This window comes from Pseudomonas sp. MDT1-85, assembly GCF_054898065.1.
This window is the reverse complement of record NZ_CM142715.1, coordinates 844,789-861,905: the sequence shown is the minus strand read 5'-3', so window position 1 is coordinate 861,905 and position 17,117 is coordinate 844,789. Positions and strand designations below refer to the sequence as shown.

16 protein-coding genes are annotated in these 17,117 nt (G+C 58.2%); 8 read left to right on the top strand and 8 right to left on the bottom strand.

Annotated features, from left to right (window positions below; translation table 11 throughout):
* Nucleotides 1–86 precede the first annotated feature (86 nt).
* Together ACYZT2_RS03905 and orn are read right to left on the bottom strand one after the other, a co-directional pair.
* Nucleotides 87–698 carry a trimeric intracellular cation channel family protein gene (locus ACYZT2_RS03905; protein WP_461970296.1) on the bottom strand — a complete coding sequence of 204 codons (612 nt, stop codon included), beginning with the start codon at nucleotides 696–698 and terminating at the stop codon, nucleotides 87–89.
* A 193-nt stretch (nucleotides 699–891) separates the two neighbouring features.
* Nucleotides 892–1,434: an oligoribonuclease gene (gene orn, locus ACYZT2_RS03900; protein WP_461970294.1), complete on the bottom strand. Its 543-nt coding sequence runs from the start codon at nucleotides 1,432–1,434 to the stop codon at nucleotides 892–894.
* A gap of 107 nt (nucleotides 1,435–1,541) precedes the next feature.
* Here orn and rsgA point away from each other — a divergent pair, with 107 nt between their 5' ends.
* The 4 genes from rsgA (at nucleotide 1,542) to ACYZT2_RS03880 (ending at nucleotide 4,642) form a co-directional block, all read left to right on the top strand.
* Complete coding sequence (gene rsgA, locus ACYZT2_RS03895; protein WP_007902636.1) at nucleotides 1,542–2,573, top strand: small ribosomal subunit biogenesis GTPase RsgA; 1,032 nt, start codon at nucleotides 1,542–1,544, stop codon at nucleotides 2,571–2,573.
* A gap of 213 nt (nucleotides 2,574–2,786) precedes the next feature.
* Complete coding sequence (locus ACYZT2_RS03890) at nucleotides 2,787–3,194, top strand: TIR domain-containing protein (protein WP_123721499.1); 408 nt, start codon at nucleotides 2,787–2,789, stop codon at nucleotides 3,192–3,194.
* Between the two features lie 3 nt (nucleotides 3,195–3,197).
* A complete protein-coding gene (locus ACYZT2_RS03885) occupies nucleotides 3,198–4,157 on the top strand; it encodes a caspase family protein (RefSeq protein WP_461970291.1) in 960 nt (319 codons plus the stop codon).
* Nucleotides 4,157–4,642 carry a toll/interleukin-1 receptor domain-containing protein gene (locus ACYZT2_RS03880; protein WP_461970289.1) on the top strand — a complete coding sequence of 162 codons (486 nt, stop codon included), beginning with the start codon at nucleotides 4,157–4,159 and terminating at the stop codon, nucleotides 4,640–4,642. Before ACYZT2_RS03885 ends, ACYZT2_RS03880 begins: the two co-directional genes overlap by 1 nt.
* A 250-nt stretch (nucleotides 4,643–4,892) precedes the next feature.
* Here the strand turns inward: ACYZT2_RS03880 and ACYZT2_RS03875 are convergent, their stop codons facing one another.
* From ACYZT2_RS03875 to motA, 5 genes are all read right to left on the bottom strand, one after another.
* Nucleotides 4,893–5,585: a hypothetical protein gene (locus ACYZT2_RS03875; RefSeq protein WP_461970287.1), complete on the bottom strand. Its 693-nt coding sequence runs from the start codon at nucleotides 5,583–5,585 to the stop codon at nucleotides 4,893–4,895.
* Nucleotides 5,586–6,566, bottom strand: coding sequence for an ImmA/IrrE family metallo-endopeptidase (locus ACYZT2_RS03870; protein ID WP_461970285.1), 981 nt, complete (start codon nucleotides 6,564–6,566; stop codon nucleotides 5,586–5,588).
* Nucleotides 6,567–7,378: 812 nt separating this feature from the next.
* Nucleotides 7,379–7,648, bottom strand: coding sequence for a hypothetical protein (locus ACYZT2_RS03865; protein WP_461970283.1), 270 nt, complete (start codon nucleotides 7,646–7,648; stop codon nucleotides 7,379–7,381).
* 399 nt (nucleotides 7,649–8,047) lie between these two features.
* On the bottom strand, nucleotides 8,048–9,076 hold the full coding sequence (gene motB / locus ACYZT2_RS03860; RefSeq protein WP_461970281.1) for a flagellar motor protein MotB: 1,029 nt from the start codon (nucleotides 9,074–9,076) through the stop codon (nucleotides 8,048–8,050).
* Nucleotides 9,077–9,079: 3 nt separating this feature from the next.
* Complete coding sequence (gene motA / locus ACYZT2_RS03855) at nucleotides 9,080–9,931, bottom strand: flagellar motor stator protein MotA (RefSeq protein WP_038978700.1); 852 nt, start codon at nucleotides 9,929–9,931, stop codon at nucleotides 9,080–9,082.
* 165 nt (nucleotides 9,932–10,096) lie between these two features.
* On the opposite strand from motA, the gene ACYZT2_RS03850 reads away from it, so the two are divergent.
* The 4 genes from ACYZT2_RS03850 (at nucleotide 10,097) to ACYZT2_RS03835 (ending at nucleotide 15,664) form a co-directional block, all read left to right on the top strand.
* The gene (locus ACYZT2_RS03850; protein ID WP_461970279.1) at nucleotides 10,097–11,629 is read left to right on the top strand and encodes an HDOD domain-containing protein; all 1,533 of its coding nucleotides are present in this window, start codon (nucleotides 10,097–10,099) and stop codon (nucleotides 11,627–11,629) included.
* 297 nt (nucleotides 11,630–11,926) lie between these two features.
* Complete coding sequence (locus ACYZT2_RS03845) at nucleotides 11,927–12,742, top strand: rhodanese-like domain-containing protein (protein WP_461970277.1); 816 nt, start codon at nucleotides 11,927–11,929, stop codon at nucleotides 12,740–12,742.
* 18 nt (nucleotides 12,743–12,760) lie between these two features.
* Nucleotides 12,761–13,621, top strand: a complete 861-nt coding sequence (gene asd / locus ACYZT2_RS03840) for an archaetidylserine decarboxylase (RefSeq protein WP_461970275.1) — start codon at nucleotides 12,761–12,763, stop codon at nucleotides 13,619–13,621.
* A gap of 252 nt (nucleotides 13,622–13,873) precedes the next feature.
* Entirely contained in the window at nucleotides 13,874–15,664 is a 1,791-nt protein-coding gene (locus ACYZT2_RS03835; RefSeq protein WP_461970273.1) for a molecular chaperone, read from the top strand.
* Nucleotides 15,665–15,783: 119 nt separating this feature from the next.
* On the opposite strand, the gene serB is transcribed toward ACYZT2_RS03835, so the two are convergent.
* Nucleotides 15,784–16,998 carry a phosphoserine phosphatase SerB gene (serB, locus tag ACYZT2_RS03830; protein ID WP_461970271.1) on the bottom strand — a complete coding sequence of 405 codons (1,215 nt, stop codon included), beginning with the start codon at nucleotides 16,996–16,998 and terminating at the stop codon, nucleotides 15,784–15,786.
* Between the last annotated feature and the right edge of the window lie 119 nt (nucleotides 16,999–17,117).

Sequence of the window (17,117 nt, the reverse complement as noted above, 5' to 3'; positions counted from 1 at the left end):
GGCTGCGCAGCAGTCGTCATTCCGCAAAGCGAGTCCTGCGGCCTCGAACGCAGCCTTCGGCAGCTGCTACAGGGACCGTGTGTAAATCAGGCTTCGTCGTTATAAACGAACTTGGGCATTTCCCAGTGGAAACGGATTGCCAGCAAGCGCAGCAGGAAGCCGCCGAACAAGGTGATCAGGATCGACTGTTCAGCGGGTAATTGCAGGTAGATGCAGAGCAGATAGCACCACGCCGCGGCAAACGAGACGCTGGCATAGAGCTCGCGGCGGAAGATCAGCGGGATATCGTTGCAGAAGATGTCTCGCAGGATGCCGCCAAACACGCCGGTGATCACGCCACTGACCGAGGCCACCAGCATGCCGTGGCCCATTTCCAGGGCCGTCATGCAGCCGATCAGGGTGAATGCCACCAGGCCCACCGCGTCAAGCACCAGAAACAGCGAGCGCAGATGGCGCATCCAGCGGGCGATGAAGATCGTCAGCATCGCCGCGACGGAGGTCAGCACCAGGTATTCCGGGTGTTTGACCCAGGTCAGCGGGTAGTGGCCAAGCAGCACGTCACGCACCGAACCGCCACCCAGCGCCGTGACGCACGCAATCAGCACCACGCCGAACCAGTCCATGCCGCGACGGCCCGCAGACAGGGCGCCAGTCATGGCTTCGGCAGTAATGGCGATCAGGTAGAGCATCAGCAACATGGTGGCGGTCCTTGCAGGAAGGCGCGCAGTCTACTCAGATCGTCAGGGCACCAAAAGGGGGCATTTACTCCGATAGACCGCGTCGCCTCTTCGTGGGCAAGTCGGATCGCCGCACCGCTCGCTCCTACAAGAGCATCGCGCCCCCGTAGGAGCGAGGCTTGCCCGCGAAGGCGCCAGAGCAGGCACCACCCAATCAGAACTTGATGAAATTCTTGCGGTAGTGCTGCAGCTCGGCGATCGATTCGCGGATGTCGTCCAGGGCCAGGTGGGTGCTGCCCTTTTTGAAGCTGTTGAGCACATCCGGCGCCCAGCGCGCGGCCAACTCTTTAAGGGTCGACACGTCGAGGTTGCGGTAGTGGAAGTAGCTTTCCAGCGACTTCATGTGGGTATAAAGGAAGCGACGGTCCTGGCAGATGCTGTTGCCACAGATCGGCGACTTGCCCTTCGGCACCCATTTTTCCAGGAAGGCGATGGTCTCGGCTTCGGCTTCGGCCATGCTGATACGGCTGTCGCGAACCCGTTGGGTCAAGCCGGAGCCGCCGTGCTGACGGGTATTCCACTCATCCATGCCGGCGAGGATCTCGTCGCTGTGATGGATGGCGATCACCGGACCTTCGGCCAAGGTGTTCAAATTACTGTCGGTGACGATAGTGGCCATCTCGATGATGACGTCGGTATCAGGGTTCAGACCGGTCATTTCCAGGTCGATCCAGATCAGGTTCAGCGGGTTTTGCATGAGTCGGCTCCTCGGCGTAAGTGCGCAGTTTAGCCTAGGGAAGCCACCGGGCGTGCTAAACTCGCGGCCGTTTTACCTAATCGCTGCATTCTCGATACGGAACACCCATGGCCAAACGCCAACTCAATCGTCGTCAAAACTGGCGCATCGAAAAGATTCAGGGCGAGCGCGCTGCCCGCGCCGCCAAACGCGAGTCCTCGGCTGTCGAGGCACTCGAAGGCGGCGACCTGGGTCCGGAACAGACGGGCCTGGTGATCGCGCACTTCGGTGTGCAGGTCGAAGTCGAGGCCCTCGATGGCGAATTGGCCGGCCAGGTGTTCCGCTGCCATTTGCGCGCCAACCTGCCAGCGCTGGTGACCGGCGATCAGGTTGTGTGGCGTGCCGGCAACCAGGGCATTGGCGTGATCGTGGCGCAACTGCCGCGTAAAACCGAACTCTGCCGTCCGGACAGCCGTGGCCAGCTCAAGCCGGTGGCGGCCAACGTCGACTTGATCGTTATCGTCTTCGCGCCGCTGCCCGAGCCTCACGCCAACCTGATCGACCGTTATCTGGTCGCTGCGGAACACGCGGGTATTCGGCCGCTGCTGTTGCTGAACAAATTCGACCTGATCGACGAGCAGAACGCCCCGGCGTTGAACGCCTTGCTGGCGGTTTACCGCACGCTGGGTTACCCGGTACTGGAAGTGTCGGCCCATCACGGCAATGGCATGGAGCAGTTGCAGAAGCAGCTGGATGGGCACATCAGTGTGTTCGTCGGTCAGTCCGGTGTCGGCAAGTCGTCGCTGGTCAACAGCCTGCTACCGGAAGTCGACACCCGCGTCGGTCCGCTGTCCGAGCTGTCGGGCCAGGGCACCCACACCACCACCACCGCGCGGTTGTTCCACTTCCCCGGTGGCGGTGAACTGATCGACTCCCCGGGCATTCGGGAATTCGGCCTGGGTCACGTCAGCCGTGCCGACGTCGAAGCCGGCTTCATCGAGTTCAACGACCTGATCGGCACTTGCCGTTTCCGCGACTGCAAGCACGACCGCGAGCCGGGTTGCGCACTGCTCAAGGCCCTGGAAGAGGGCCGCGTGCAACAGCAACGGATGAACAGCTACCGCTCGATCATCGCCAGTTTGCCTGAAAGCAGCTATTAAACAGACGTGCCAGCCGCCCCTGACTCTTACGGGGCGGTAGGTCGTTCGTGGCGTCCTACAAAAACTCCCTCAGTTAAACGTCAGACATCTCTGTAAGGCTTCTTCGCGCCTGCCTGAAGGACGCGTCTCTTTAACCGCCAAGGCCTTGTTGCGGCCACTCAAGTGCATACATTCGAGCCCTCATCGCATCTCTGGCGATACCGAGGGACAGCCATGCAAACCTATCATTTGTTCATCAGCCACTCGTGGAACTACTCAGACGCCCACGACAATCTGGTCCGCCTGCTCAATGCGAAGCCCGACTTCACGTTCAAGAATTTTTCGGTGCCACCGGACAACCCGATCATCGGCGCGAAAACCGACAAACAACTTGAAGAAGCCATCGAAAACAAGATTCGGCTCTGCTCGGCAGTGCTGATCATGGCGGGGATGTATTCGACCTACAGCAAGTGGATCAACAAGGAAATCGAGATCGCCAAACGCATGAACAAGGTGATTATCGCGGTCAAGCCGTTTGGTGCGGAGCGGATTTCCACGGTGGTACGCCGGGCGGCGCACGCGGAGTGTGCGTGGAACACCAACAGCATCATCAGTGCCATTCGCACTCACGCGGCGGGTTGAACCATGCGCAAGGGACTGTTCATCGGCATTAATAACTACAGCCATGTTTCGCAATTGAGTGGCTGCAACAACGATGCGATGGCCATGGCTTCGGTGCTGAAAACCGACGCCAATGGCGATCCGAATTTCAAGAACCTGGTCCTGACCTCCGCCGAAGATTATCTGAGCCGTGAAAAGCTCGAAGGGCATATCCAGGATTTGTTTTCAGGCGATTGCAGCGTTGCGCTGCTGTACTTCGCCGGTCACGGCAACTTCGACGTCGATACGGACGAAGGCATGCTGATCCCCCAGGACTACAAATCCGCCAAGGATGGAATTCGCATCAGCGACATCCTGAATTGGGCGACCAAAGCCGTAAAAATCAAAAACAAAGTAATTATTCTCGACTGCTGCCAGGCGGGCTCGGCGGGCGAAGTGCGGGCGCTACGCAGCGAAAGCAGCATGGTGTGCGAAGGCATGACCATCCTCACCGCGTGCAAAAAGGAAGAACCGGCAATGGAAGGCGCCAACCACGGGGTCTTCACGGGGCTGTTGCTGCAAGCACTGCACGGCGGCGCCGCAAATATATTGGGTAAGATTACCCCCGGCAGCCTCTATTCATTCGTCGACAACGCTCTCGACGCGTGGGAGCAGCGCCCGGTATTCAAGACCAATGTGTCGCAGTTCATTTCATTGCGAGAAGTCTCGCCGCTGATCCCCAAAGAGATTCTGCGCAAACTGCCCGATTGGTTCGAAGAGGCTGAGTCAATGTTTGCCCTCGATCCCAGCTACGAACCGACCGAAGCCACGTTCGACCCGGAGCACGGCGAAGTCTTCTCCCAACTGCAAAAGTGCAACCGCCACAGCCTGATCGAACCGGTGGACGCCGAACACATGTACTACGCCGCCATCCATTCCACCGGTTGCCGCCTCACCGCCCTCGGCGCCTATTACCGCGAACTCGCGATCAAGGGACATTTCTGATGCCTGTGTTTATCAGTTACCGCCATAGCGATCGGCCCCACGCCATCGCCATCAACACCCGTCTTATTCAGGCCAACATCAAGACGTACTTCGACGTTCTGGATCCGGAATCACAGACCACTGACGACATCACCGGGGTCATCACCCGCAACATCACCGCGTGCACGCACTTGCTCGCCGTGATTTCGGAGAACACCGCACAGTCCTGGTGGGTACCGTTCGAAATCGGAGAAGCGACCATCAGCAATCGCCGCATCTGCTCGTACCAGGTTGGCCCCAGCGCTTTACCGTTGTACCTCGACAAATGGCCGAAACTGAGCGGCGATACGGACATCAATTTTTTCATTGATGCTTATCGTGAGGAGGTGATAACCAAACGCTCGACAGGGCTGGAATCGATCAGTGAGTCGGTTCGCGGCACCTACAAAGGAAATGCAGACCTGTTCCACGACCAGCTCAAGAACCGCATCCGACGCGGTTTCTGACAGACGCAAAAAAGCCGCGATGATCGCGGCTTTTTTGCAGGTCACTGCTTGGATGGTTCAACCGGTTTCGGTAACGGGTTTTCGACAATTGAAAAGTGGCGGAGCGAACATGACGATTAAGCATGTTGAAGAGTATTTTGGGGATGGGGTTGGTGTTCAGCTCACATGCTCATGATTCGTTGCAGCACGCAATATTTGGCGCCGAGATGACCGAAGAGCCTTCTGGTCCGCCTATGCCATTTTTGTCTGATTAATTATCGAGAAGCCCTTCTGAGTATTTAGCAGTGCTCTGGAGGGCTGCCGAGGGCTTGATGAATTGACCTATGGGCGCGAGGTATTGAGAAAGACAGTTATTAGAGTGATGTTCATCACGCCCAGCTCCGAAAGCCATTCTTAGAACCTTGTCATATTTTTCCGCAGCAACAAGAGCCTGAGCTTGTATGAGCTTCGTGCTGATATGCGTGAAACCGTATATTCGAATTGCTTTCAAAATGATTGACTCGACACATTCCACCCGCTGGAAAAGTATCTGCTTTGCTCTATCTGATTGCGACATCAAGATACCCACGAGTGCGCGCTTGTCACCCGTGGTAAATGAGTACGGCTGTTGATTTTGGTACAGAGAGAAAGCATGCATCAACAGCAAAAGTTCGCCGCCGTCGATGCTGTCGATTTGAAGCAATTCGTCCATGAAATCCAAGTCTTCATCGGCCGCACCAAGCACGCGGCATGAATGGACGAGACTACAAAGCCGATCATAGGATTGGTAGCTGCCGACGCGCCTGGATACGCACTTTTCCACATCATTTAAGTAGAGAGAGTGTTTGGCACTGTCTAGAACGTAGCAATCAGCAAGTCCACACTGAAAAACTGATAAAGCTTCTTCAATCAAGTCACATTGAGCTAGCTTTACCAATATGTCGTTGTCGGTGAGGAGAATCATTTATGCGATCAGTTTCCGCAGTAAATGCTCACTGTCGTCTTTGAGATTCTCTTGAAGCTGCCGAAAAACAAAATCTGCAACCATCGCCTGATCAGTGCTTTCTCCAGCGATGAAATTTGCGGCAGAAACACACAGTGCAAATATGCTCTTGTTGTTATGAGCGCAATTCAAAACGATATGCGTAGGATCGATTTGATGGTCTTTTCCATACTGCATTGCCATTCGCGCCAGCACAGGCGCTTTGACCAGTTGCTGAAGCTTTAAATTGCCATGAGCATTACCGGTTAATAACTGGATCGCAAACTGGTCCGCGGCAAGTTCATCGGCATCTTTGCCTAGCGCATCATCTTTCTTGATTTCATCATCGACAATCGTTCCATTTGCGCCGACATGACCCAAAGCAATATGCCCAAGCTCATGTGCCAAATGGAAAAGCAAGAAGCCACTTTTTCGATTGTTAGAAAGGACGATCGATGGCCGACCATTGATCGCCATGGCTATGCCGTCCATTTTTCGACCGAGCAGAGGCGTAGCCAAGTGGATGACTGGAATCCCAATGCTCCAACAATAGTCGAGCAACGCAGACAACCCCACCCAGGGAGCCTCTGACGAAAGCAAGTGCTCACGAATCGCCAGTGCGTCCGGTGGAGGCGGTGCGAATTGAGTATCGAGCGCAGAAAGCGCGAGGCGCGAAGCACTGCGAGCCAAGGCAACCGCAAGATTCACATCTGCTTCAGAGGTTCTGGCAGACTTTTTGAATCGTTTATCTGCCGGTAAGTCGAATTCGATTCGAGGAGGCGTCTCGCTGAAAGGACGCATACGCAGACTCAATGCTTTGGCCAAATAAACCTTGGCTTGCTGCACACCTGACGGTGACGCCTCTACCTCATCTGTCCACCAGTCAGGCAGCAGGAGTGCGAGCTTTCTTTTCGAAATGCCCTGCTTGTCTAAGGCGGAGTAAAGATTCTGAACTGTGGTCATAGATCCCTCCTCCCTAGAATGGCATCACATGAAATGGGTAGCTCACGCAGTAGACATCATGTCTTGCCGCAAAACTCACGGGACAGTATAGATTCTTTGTAGCAGTTGCAAGTTATGCAGAGATGCGGACCATGCTGCTCGTCGGAGTCAGTCAGCGAACCACCGGGGCACAGGTTCTTCGAGTTGACGTGGGTGCGCGCCCCCTTTTTAGCCAGCATCCACGCTGGCCTCCACGATTTAGGTTGATTCGGTATGGATGCCCCGTCCGCTAAACATTTACGGTGACCGCCGCTGGCACCAATGTCCCCTAGACACACAAAAAAAGCATGAATATCGCGACTTTCCAATCTTCAATGTGCGTTTTTTTCCAGCTTCCAGCCCGGCGCGTCCAAGGCGTCACAGCAGCCCTGAATCAACATGTGTGCAGCATTGGCGAATGCTCCAGGTTATGACCTTCAGCGTCTTTGACGCACAGGCAGGAGATGCAGTTGAGCAGTAACCGCCCAGCCAACAACACACCCCGTCCCAAAATCTGCTTTACAGAGCCCTCTTAACGGCCCCATATCAGGATTTACGCACGCTATCAGCGCTAGTGATAGCGTGCGAAAAAAATGAATCAATTGAGGCTGAAGGCTGAAGGCTGAAGGCTGAATCAAACTCAAGGTTACTGCCGCACGCGTTGGCGCATGGCGACCGCTGTCGAGGCTAAAAATGGTGTCCATAAATAGGGGGACACCATCGCCCTAAGCGTTGGGATCAAGAAGGTGTGTAGGCCGAAACTGAATTACGCGATGATCGCGGCTTTCTGGTCTTCAGTGTGCGGCTTTTTCCAGCTTCCAACCCAGCGCATCCAAGGCGTCACAACCGTCCTGAATTAACATGTGTGCTGCATTGGCGAAATGTTCCAAGTCGTGACCTTCGGCATCCTTCACGCACAGACAAGTGATGCTGTTGAGCAGATTGCGGGCGGCTTTGATCCGGTGTGTTGCGGTTTCCAAAAGGTCGGAGACTTTTGCTTCTGTGTCGATGTACAGCGTCGGGCCGACGCTGAAGTTACCTTGGAGCGGATGGTATTTGGACATGGGAATTTCTCTTTGAGTGAAGAGCTCCCACCGTTTGCGGCTAAGCAAATTTAGGTGACAGCTGTACGCGGGTTAGCCGACCGGACAAAGAGAACTCCGGCACACCCGAAGGTGTCCCACGCACAGCCGCCATAAACATAAAAAGATAGGCAGCAAAAAGCGCCTCCTTTCAGGGGGCGCCTGTGCACTCTTTGTTCGACCGGCTAAGATCGATCACCGATTCGTCGGCAACGGGCGAACTATAAGCGAGCCATTAGGTGAAGTAAAACCCGGTTGATATGCCTCAGAGCCGTCCTACACCATTCTCCGAACGATCCTAATTTCTTGATCTTTACCGCCAGCAGCGACATGCCTTCGCACGAACAAAAAAGCCGCGATCATTCGCGGCTTTTTCGTGGATCACTGCTTGGGCGGCTCACCCGCTTTCGGCACAGGATCATCAAACAGATTCAACCGCTCCCGAAGCTCATGAGCCGGCAGCGGTTCCTTATCCGCCGGCAAGGCATTCGGATCGACTGGCGGCGCGGGCACTTCGCCCGGGCCACCCTGCCCTTGCGTCGGCACTGGCGCAGGTTCGGCACCTTGCGAACCTTCGATGGCACGCTGGGCTTTCTTGGTCAGCACGACGATGTCGATTCGGCGGTTGACCGGGTTGAACGGGTTCTCCCGGTCGAACAGCGCTGACGAGGCATAACCCACGACTCGCGCTACCTGAGCGTCCGGATAGCTGCCGGCGATCAATGCACGGCGAGCCGCGTTGGCGCGGTTGGCCGAGAGCTCCCAGTTGCCGAAATCGCCGGTGCTCGAGTATGGCTTGGCATCGGTGTGGCCGCTGATGCTGATCTTGTTTGGCACCGCTTTGATGGTGTCGGCCATGGCCAGCAGGATGTCTTCGAAATACGGCTTCAGACGCGCACTGCCGGAGTCGAACATCGGGCGGTTTTCGGCGTCCACGATCTGGATGCGCAAACCGTCCTGGGTGATCTCGAAGAGGATCTGATCCTTGAACTTCTGCAGCTGCGGATTCTCTTCAACCTTGTTCTGCAACTCTTGCAGCAGCAATTCCAGGCGTTCCTTCTCGACCTGTTCGGCCATGCCTTCGACCTGTTCGGTGTCGACAGTCACCTTGTCCGGCTGAGGCTGGGATTTCACCTCGGGGTTGAGGGTGTTCTCCGGCGCCAGGGTCGGGGAGCCGCCAAGATCGATGATGTAGGGGGTGCCACTTTCGGCAAAGCCGATCGGATCCTTGAAGTAACCGGCAATGGCGATCTTCTGTTCCGGTGTTGCCGTGGACAACAGCCAGAGCACCAGGAAGAACGCCATCATCGCTGTCGCAAAGTCAGCGAAGGCGATTTTCCAGCCCCCCCCGTGATGCCCGCCCGCGTATTTCTTGACGCGCTTGATGATTATCGGCTGGTTATTTTCCATGACTTAGCGACCGCGAACCGCTTGTTCCAGCTCAGCGAAGCTAGGACGGTGCGCCGGGTACAGAACCTTGCGGCCGAACTCCACTGCCAGCGATGGCGGCATGCCGGAAGCCGAAGCCACCAGCGAGGCCTTGATGGCTTCGTAGACGTTCAGTTCTTCCTTGGCATCGTGGCCCAGGGCGTGGGCCAGCGGACCAAAGAAACCGTAGGCGGCGAGAATACCGAAGAAGGTACCGACCAGAGCCGCACCTACGTGCAAGCCAATCATTTTCTGGTCGCTTTCACCCAGGGAGGCCATGGTCACCACGATACCCAATACCGCCGCAACGATACCGAAACCCGGCATGGCGTCGGCGATGCCGTTGACTGCGTGGGAGGGGTGGTCCAGGTCTTCCTTGAGGCTGGTCAGTTCCATGTCGAACAAGCCTTCAAGCTCATGGGGTGCCATGTTGCCAGAGGACATGATGCGCAGGTAATCGCAGATGTATGCGGTCATGCGGTCATCTTTCAGGACTGCCGGGTACTTGGCGAAGATCGGGCTCGCGGCTGCATCTTCGATGTCGCCTTCGATTGCCATCATGCCTTCGCGGCGGCTCTTGTTGAGAATCTCGTAAATCAGCCCCAGCACTTCCAGGTAGAAGGTGTGGTTGAAGCGCGAACTGAACATGCTCAAGGACTTCTTGAGCACGTGCATCGTCATATGACCGGGGTTGGCCTGCAGGAATGCACCAAGGGCCGCGCCGCCGATAATCATCACCTCGAAAGGCTGGATGAGGGCAGCAATCTTGCCGTGGGAAAGCACGTATCCGCCGAGCACGCTCGCGAATACGACGATGATGCCGATAATTTTAGCCATAGGTAGGAGAGCACTTACTGAGTCGGGTTCAAGGTCATATTCGGAAGTTAAAAAATCTCTTCTTCTCCTTATCGGCAAAACTGCGCCAGACTATAGCCAGTTAAGGCGAAAAGCCAATTTGGCCCACGCAGGGATAGGTAAAGCAGACGATGATCGCGTCCAGTCATGGCTAACGAAACGAACGTCCCAACGCCAAAACCGACCACGCTCAAAGGCTGGGTCAAACTGCTCGATAGCGTGCGCCTGCCGGTTCCGCAAGCCAGTCACGACCGTGTCTGCCAAGCCATCCGCGATAGCCGCAGCTCGCTGCGCGACATCGCCGAAATGATGCAGGACAGCCCGGCCCTGGCCTTGAGCGTGATTCGCGAAGCCAACCGCCACACCCATGGCAGCATGAGCGAACCCGCTGAAAATCTTGAAGTGGCAATTAATCGCCTCGGTTTGAAACGCACCGAAGAATTGCTCGAGCGCTTGCCCGCCGAACCCCAATCGGAGATCCCCGTCGCCCTGCGCCAGCTTCAGCTGATCAGCCAGCACGCCACTCAACAGGCCAACGGTTTTTTTGCCAGTCGCCTGGCGCGGTTGTGGCAGGACATCCACTGGGGCAGCCTGCTGTTTCTTTCGCCACTGTGGCCCATGGCATTGACCCATCCGCAGTTGCTTGAAGAGTGGGAGCTGCGGGTCATCCATAAAGGTGAGTCGGCGCGCAAAGTCGAAAAGCAATTGTTCGGCGTGCGCCTCCTGGAAATCTGTCTGGCGCTGGTGGATGTCTGGCGTTTACCGATCTGGGTCCAGCAGGGTTATCGGCTGCTGCGCAGCGAACAACGCGAGCTGGTGAAAGTCCTGCGCATCGCGCGTGACAGCGAACACCCGCTGCGCCAACAGAACCGCCTCGATGACGACCCGGCACTGCGGCGCTGGCTCAATCAGCCCGCCAATACCGTGCTGCTGGCCAATGGTCTGGCATTGTCGGCACAACAGGCGTGGGACAGTCCTCACTGTGAACGCTGGCAGTACCTGACCAGCCTTTACCTGCAAATGCCGATGGATGAGGTGCAGCAACAGTTGCACCAACAGGCCGCCAACAGCGCCCGACAACATGCCATGCCTGACCTCTGGCACCCGGCCGAAGCGCTGATCTGGCCGCAGGGCATGAACCGCGTTCACGCCGGCCTCCTGCCAGCCCCAGCACCCACCGCCGAAGACCTGGCGAAGTGGCGTAAACAATGCGCCGAATTGCTGGTGGAGCCGAGCCGATTTACCAATGCCATGCACTTGACCACATCGGCCCGAGACGCTCTGGTGGCGTGTGGCATGCGGCGAGTGATGATCCTGATGGCCGACCGCACTCACGCCAATCTGCGCGTGCACCAGACTGCCGGGCTGCCCAAAGAAGTGGCCGGCCTGAACCTGGTGGTCAGCCAGAGTACCGTGCTGCAGCGCCTGCTCGCGCAACAGGCTCAGGTGCGCCTGACGCCAGCTAACAACGCACAATTCTCCGCCCTATTGCCGGCCAGCCTGCGTAAACAGTTCAGCGGCGAACACCTGCTGCTGCGCTCCCTGGTCAACAACGGTCGGGTGATCATGATCGTGGTGGCGGATCAGGGCGGCGGGCCGTTCTCGGAAATCACCGTGCAGGCTTTTGGCAAAACCGCACAATGCATCGAAAAAGCCCTGCACAGCTTTAGCCAGCGCTAGGGGCTGATGCCGGTGTAGCAGCTGTCGAGCCCTAGCGAGGCTGCGTTCGGCTGCGCAGCAGTCGTCAAAGCAGAGCTTACGGTGCATCAGGCAGATCGCATCAGCCAGATTCACACCTGCTTCGCAGCCGAACGCAGCCTCGCTGGGGCTCGACAGCTGCTACAGCCGAACGCGGCATCTGCTACAGATCGCATTACGGCTTAACTGTTTTCAGTTATTTCCTGCGCCGAAATAACTGATAACAGGCCCTCATGACGCTGCGCTACAATCCCCCCCTTTGTGCTCTGGAGACCTCACATGTCTGACTTCTCTGGCTTGGCGCTGGTGATCGAGCCGAGCGACCTGCTCCCGCGTCTCGACTCCCGCGAACTGATTCTGGTGGACCTGACCAGCAGCGCCCGCTATGCCGCAGGGCATATCCCCGGGGCACGCTTCGTCGATCCAAAACGCACTCAACTGGGTCAGGCGCCTGCGCCAGGCCTGCTGCCGACCCACGCCGCGCTTGAAGCATTGTTCGGCGAACTGGGCCACAACCCCGATGCGGTCTACGTCGTCTATGACGATGAAGGCGGCGGTTGGGCCGGGCGCTTTATCTGGCTGCTGGATGTCATCGGCCACAGCAAGTATCACTATATCGACGGTGGCCTGAAGGCCTGGCTGGCAGAAGGCTTGCCCATGTCGATCCAGATCCCCCCAGCGGTCGGCGGCCCGGTTGCCCTGACACTGCACGACGAACCTATCGCCACCCGCGAATACCTGCAAAGCCGTCTCGGTGCCGCCGACCTGGCAATCTGGGACGCTCGTGGGCCGCTGGAATACTCCGGCGAGAAAGTGCTGGCGGCCAAGGGCGGGCACATTCCAGGCGCGGTCAATTTCGAGTGGACAGCCGGCATGGATCAGGCGCGCAACCTGCGCATCCGCACCGACATGCCGAAAATCCTGGAACAACTCGGTATCAGCAAAGACAAAGAAGTCATTACCCACTGCCAGACACACCACCGCTCTGGCTTCACGTATCTAGTCGCCAAGTCGCTCGGTTATCCGCGAGTCAAAGGCTACGCCGGCTCTTGGGGCGAATGGGGCAACCATCCCGACACGCCCGTAGAAATTTAAGGTTTTTAAGGACAGTTAATGAATAAGCGTTTGTTTATCCTCAGCCAATACCTGCTGCCCCATCACTTGCTCTCGCGACTGGCCGGCTGCATTGCCGAATGCCGCGTGCGCTGGTTCAAGAACGCCTTAACCGCCTGGTTCGCCAAGCGTTATCAAGTGGACATGTCCCAAGCGCTGGTCGAAGACCTGACGGCGTATGAGCACTTCAATGCGTTCTTCACCCGCGCCTTGAAAGACGGCGCTCGCCCGCTGGACCAAACCCTAGGCGCGATCCTCAGCCCGGCCGACGGTGCCGTCAGCCAACTCGGCCCGATCGAACACGGTCGTGTTTTCCAGGCCAAGGGCCACAGCTTCAGCGTGCTGGAACTGCTCGGTGGTGATGCGGCCAACGCAGCGCCATTCATGGGCGGCGATTTCGCCACCATTTACCTGTCGCCCAAGGATTACCACCGCGTACACATGCCGCTGGCCGGCACTCTGCGCGAGATGGTCTACATCCCCGGCCGCATCTTCTCGGTCAACCAGACCACCGCTGAAAACGTACCGGAACTGTTCGCTCGCAACGAACGTGTGGCGTGCATTTTCGACACCGAACGTGGCCCGATGGCCGTAGTGCTGGTGGGCGCGATGATTGTGGCGTCGATCGAAACGGTCTGGGCCGGGCTGATCACGCCGCCAAAACGCGAGCTGAAAACCTTCCGTTACGACGAATCCGCCCGTGCGCCGATCCATCTGGAAAAAGGCGCGGAACTGGGTCGTTTCAAGCTCGGCTCCACGGCGGTCGTGCTGTTCGGGCCGGATCAAGTGAAATGGGCTGAAGGGCTGGACGCCCTTTCGCCAGTGCAGATGGGCCAGGGTATCGGCTTGCCAAGCGCCTGATCCCGGATGCGCCACCCGGAATTTCTTCCGGTCGGCGCATTCCCCTGTAGGAGCTGCCGAAGGCTGCGATCTTTTGATCTTGATCTTCGGCGACGCCAAATCTGTCAAAAAGCAAAATCAAAAGATCGCAGCCTGCGGCAGCTCCTACAGGGGAATGCGTGACGTAAACATCGCGACACTCCCGCCCGTGTTCATAGCTGCTACAGTCAAAGTCATTCACTGCCCATTTCCCGGTCGGAGTTTGTCCTTGGCATGAATGAGACCAATCCTGTCCTGCTGCTACGCGCACCGATTCCGACGCAGTCGCGTCTGTCTTTCTGCGAAGCCACGCCTCGCGACCTCAAGCGCTGGATCGCCAACCTGCCCAAAGCCAACATCGGCGAAACCGCTCGCCAGTTGTATCAAGGCTTGAGCGAACTCAACCAACTGCTCATACCCGGCGACAATCGCCTGCAATTGCTCGAGCTGCTGCGGCCCGAGGTGTATTACGTCTGCAAGCACCTGGAGCGGCATTTCCTGCATCAGGCGATTGTGCTCGATGAGCGTTCGCGCAAGATCGCCAACCTTTGCCAAGCGCTGCAGAGCCACTTGGCGATCGGCTATAAGCAAATCGTCATCCGTATCGCACCGCGCTTCAGCAAGGACCGTGCACCGCTGCTGACCCAGGCTTTGCAACGGGCAATCCATTGTCTGAACGGCGCGTTGATCCGTACCACTCAACTCTATTGCCCGGCGCCCGAAGGTCTGTGGCTGGAACTGCATCAGTTGTATCGGATTGGCTGTCAGCATCAGCTGCAACACCTAAGCGTGCGCGATGAACTGGCCAGCCAGACGCAAAAGCTGAGCACCGAGCAAACCTACGTCGTCGCCCTTCTGCTGGGTGCTTCACGCTGCAATCAACTGCGCCAGAACCAGATCGCCCGGCTCGCCGAAGTGCTCGAACCCTGGAGCCAGTGGATCAAGCTGCAACCGGCCAAACCGGACAACGGGCTGTTTGCCATCGCCCCGGATCTCGACACCGGGCCGCGTTACCGCTCAAAATTTCGCGCCGAAGAACAGGAGCGCTTGCTGGGGATCGACCCGCAACCTCTGGTCGCGGCCATCGAAATCCATCTGCAACTGTCGGCCGACAAGGTATCGCCGTTGCCCGTTCCGGCGGGGCTGAATCTGGATACGCTGCAACACCTGCATGCCGCCTGGGGTCAGGCCGCCGAGCGCAGTTTCCAGCGCACCCTCGGCCACGGCACGTTGACCCTGTGCGTGGGCATGAGCGCATTGCACTTTTATCTCGGCGGGCAACGCTCGTTCAACGACATCCTGAAGAAACCCGGCGCCCGCCCCGCGCAGTTCTCGGCTACCGACCCGACAAGTCGCGCCAAAGACCAATGGCGCCACGCCTTCGACGCCGCCCCCCATGGCACGGCAGACACGCTGCTGCCCTACGAAGAGATCGAATACCCGCCCCTTCAGAACGATGACAGCCACGAGGCGGCCGACCGCCAACAGCATTTCCCGACCTATGCGCTGCCGGTGATCAATCACAGCCCTGGTGGCTATTGCCTGGCCTGGCCGGGCGCGGTGCCCGCCGAGCTGCAGGCTGGCGAAATGGTCGGAATCGAGGATGCTGCCGGTCAAGGCTGGAGCATTGCCGTGGTGCGCTGGATCCGCCAGGTGCGGGGCGGCGGCACGCAGATGGGCATCGAGCAAGTCGCGCCTTGCGCCGAACCCTGCGGCCTGCAACTGATGCGCCCCGGCGACGAGCACAGTCAGTACTTGCGCGGGCTGATGCTGCCCGCCATCAGCGCCATCGACCTGCCGGCCACCCTGCTCACGCCACGCCTGCCGTTCCAGGAAGGCAATAAAGTGTTGATCAATACCAACGGCGAGGAGCGCCGGGCCGGGCTGGAGCGTCGGGTGGCGAGCACCAACAGTTTCAATCAGTTTGCCTACCGTTCGCTTGAGGCAGCCAGAAACGAAAACGCCGCGGGGAGCGGCGTGGTCGGGGCAGTGGAAGAGTTTGATTCGTTGTGGAAGTCGCTTTGAGCGTCAGGCATTTGATTGGCGGTGATGCCTTCGCGGGCAAGCCTCGCTCCTACGGGTCCGCGCAAATCCTGTAGGAGCGAGGCTTGCCCGCGAAGAGGCCCGCCCAGACAACCTGAAACTCAGAGCTGCCCGTCGCGATCCCGGAAGCCCAGCAGATACAGCACGCCATCCAGCCCAAGGGTGGAAATCGCCTGCTTCGCCGATTGCTTGACCAGCGGCTTGGCACGGAACGCCACACCCAGACCGGCAATCGCCAGCATCGGCAGGTCGTTGGCACCGTCACCGACGGCAATCGTCTGCTCCAGACGCAAACCTTCCTTATGCGCCAGCTCACGCAGCAGATCCGCCTTGCGTTGCGCATCGACAATCGGCTCGACCGCCACGCCAGTAACCTTGCCATCGACCACAGCCAGTTCATTGGCGAACACGTAGTCGATGCCCAGCTTGGCCTGCAATTGCTTGGCGAAGTAGGTGAAGCCGCCCGACAGAATCGCCGTCTTGTAGCCCAGACGCTTGAGTTCGGCGAACAGGGTTTCGGCGCCTTCGGTCAGGCGCAGCGAGGCGCCGATGGAGTCCAGCACGCTCACATCCAGCCCTTGCAGCAAGGCCAGGCGCTCCTTGAAGCTGGCGCGAAAATCCAGCTCGCCGGACATTGCCCGTTCAGTGATCGCGGACACCTGGTCGCCTACACCGGCAGCCTTGGCCAGTTCGTCGATGACTTCGGCCTCGATCAATGTCGAGTCCATGTCGAACACCGCCAGACGGCGGTTACGGCGGAACAGCGAATCTTCCTGGAAGGCGATGTCGACGTTCAGCTCTTGCGCGACGCTGAGGAATTCGGCCCGCAGCGCTTGCGGATCCGCCGCCTCGCCGCGCACGGAAAACTCGATGCAGCCCTTGCCCTTGTCGGCCGGGGTGTCCAGCGGCATGCGCCCGGACAGGCGATCGATATGGTCGATGTTCAGCCCATATTTGGCGGTGATCGAACTCACGCGCTGTAATTGCTCGGCGGTCACTTTACGGGTCAGCAGGGTGACAATGTGGCGTTTCTTGCCCTGATTGCCGACCCACAACTGGTAATCTTCTTCGGATACCGGTGTGAAACGCACCTGTTGCTCCAGCTTGTAGGCCGTGAACAGGATGTCCTTGAGCACCGAGCTGCCTTGTTCGGTATCGGGAATTTCAACCAGGATGCCAAACGACAGGGTGTCGTGGATCACCGCCTGACCGATGTCGAGAATGTTCACACCACCCTGGGCCAGAACGCCGGTAATGGCCGCAGTCAGACCCGGACGGTCGACTCCCGTGATGTTTATCAGGACGATTTCGCGCAAGGCGCACCCCCGCAGGTGGAAAAAAACCGCATTCTACCCATTTTCAGTGACCATCGGGCACCGTGAGCGCTTTGACGGCCTAAGGCCTGTCGCTATACTGCGCGTCAACTTCACGGACA

Excerpts from the sequence above, each read along its gene's own strand:
- ACYZT2_RS03880 (WP_461970289.1), top strand. The coding sequence starts at position 4,157 with ATGCCTGTGTTTATCAGTTACCGCCATAGCGATCGGCCCCACGCCATC.
- ACYZT2_RS03890 (WP_123721499.1), top strand. The coding sequence starts at position 2,787 with ATGCAAACCTATCATTTGTTCATCAGCCACTCGTGGAACTACTCAGAC.
- ACYZT2_RS03905 (WP_461970296.1), bottom strand. The coding sequence starts at position 698 with ATGTTGCTGATGCTCTACCTGATCGCCATTACTGCCGAAGCCATGACT.
- asd (WP_461970275.1), top strand. The coding sequence starts at position 12,761 with ATGAATAAGCGTTTGTTTATCCTCAGCCAATACCTGCTGCCCCATCAC.
- ACYZT2_RS03870 (WP_461970285.1), bottom strand. The coding sequence starts at position 6,566 with ATGACCACAGTTCAGAATCTTTACTCCGCCTTAGACAAGCAGGGCATT.
- ACYZT2_RS03875 (WP_461970287.1), bottom strand. The coding sequence starts at position 5,585 with ATGATTCTCCTCACCGACAACGACATATTGGTAAAGCTAGCTCAATGT.
- ACYZT2_RS03885 (WP_461970291.1), top strand. The coding sequence starts at position 3,198 with ATGCGCAAGGGACTGTTCATCGGCATTAATAACTACAGCCATGTTTCG.
- rsgA (WP_007902636.1), top strand. The coding sequence starts at position 1,542 with ATGGCCAAACGCCAACTCAATCGTCGTCAAAACTGGCGCATCGAAAAG.
- ACYZT2_RS03865 (WP_461970283.1), bottom strand. The coding sequence starts at position 7,648 with ATGTCCAAATACCATCCGCTCCAAGGTAACTTCAGCGTCGGCCCGACG.
- motA (WP_038978700.1), bottom strand. The coding sequence starts at position 9,931 with ATGGCTAAAATTATCGGCATCATCGTCGTATTCGCGAGCGTGCTCGGC.
- motB (WP_461970281.1), bottom strand. The coding sequence starts at position 9,076 with ATGGAAAATAACCAGCCGATAATCATCAAGCGCGTCAAGAAATACGCG.
- ACYZT2_RS03845 (WP_461970277.1), top strand. The coding sequence starts at position 11,927 with ATGTCTGACTTCTCTGGCTTGGCGCTGGTGATCGAGCCGAGCGACCTG.
- ACYZT2_RS03835 (WP_461970273.1), top strand. The coding sequence starts at position 13,874 with ATGAATGAGACCAATCCTGTCCTGCTGCTACGCGCACCGATTCCGACG.
- orn (WP_461970294.1), bottom strand. The coding sequence starts at position 1,434 with ATGCAAAACCCGCTGAACCTGATCTGGATCGACCTGGAAATGACCGGT.
- ACYZT2_RS03850 (WP_461970279.1), top strand. The coding sequence starts at position 10,097 with ATGGCTAACGAAACGAACGTCCCAACGCCAAAACCGACCACGCTCAAA.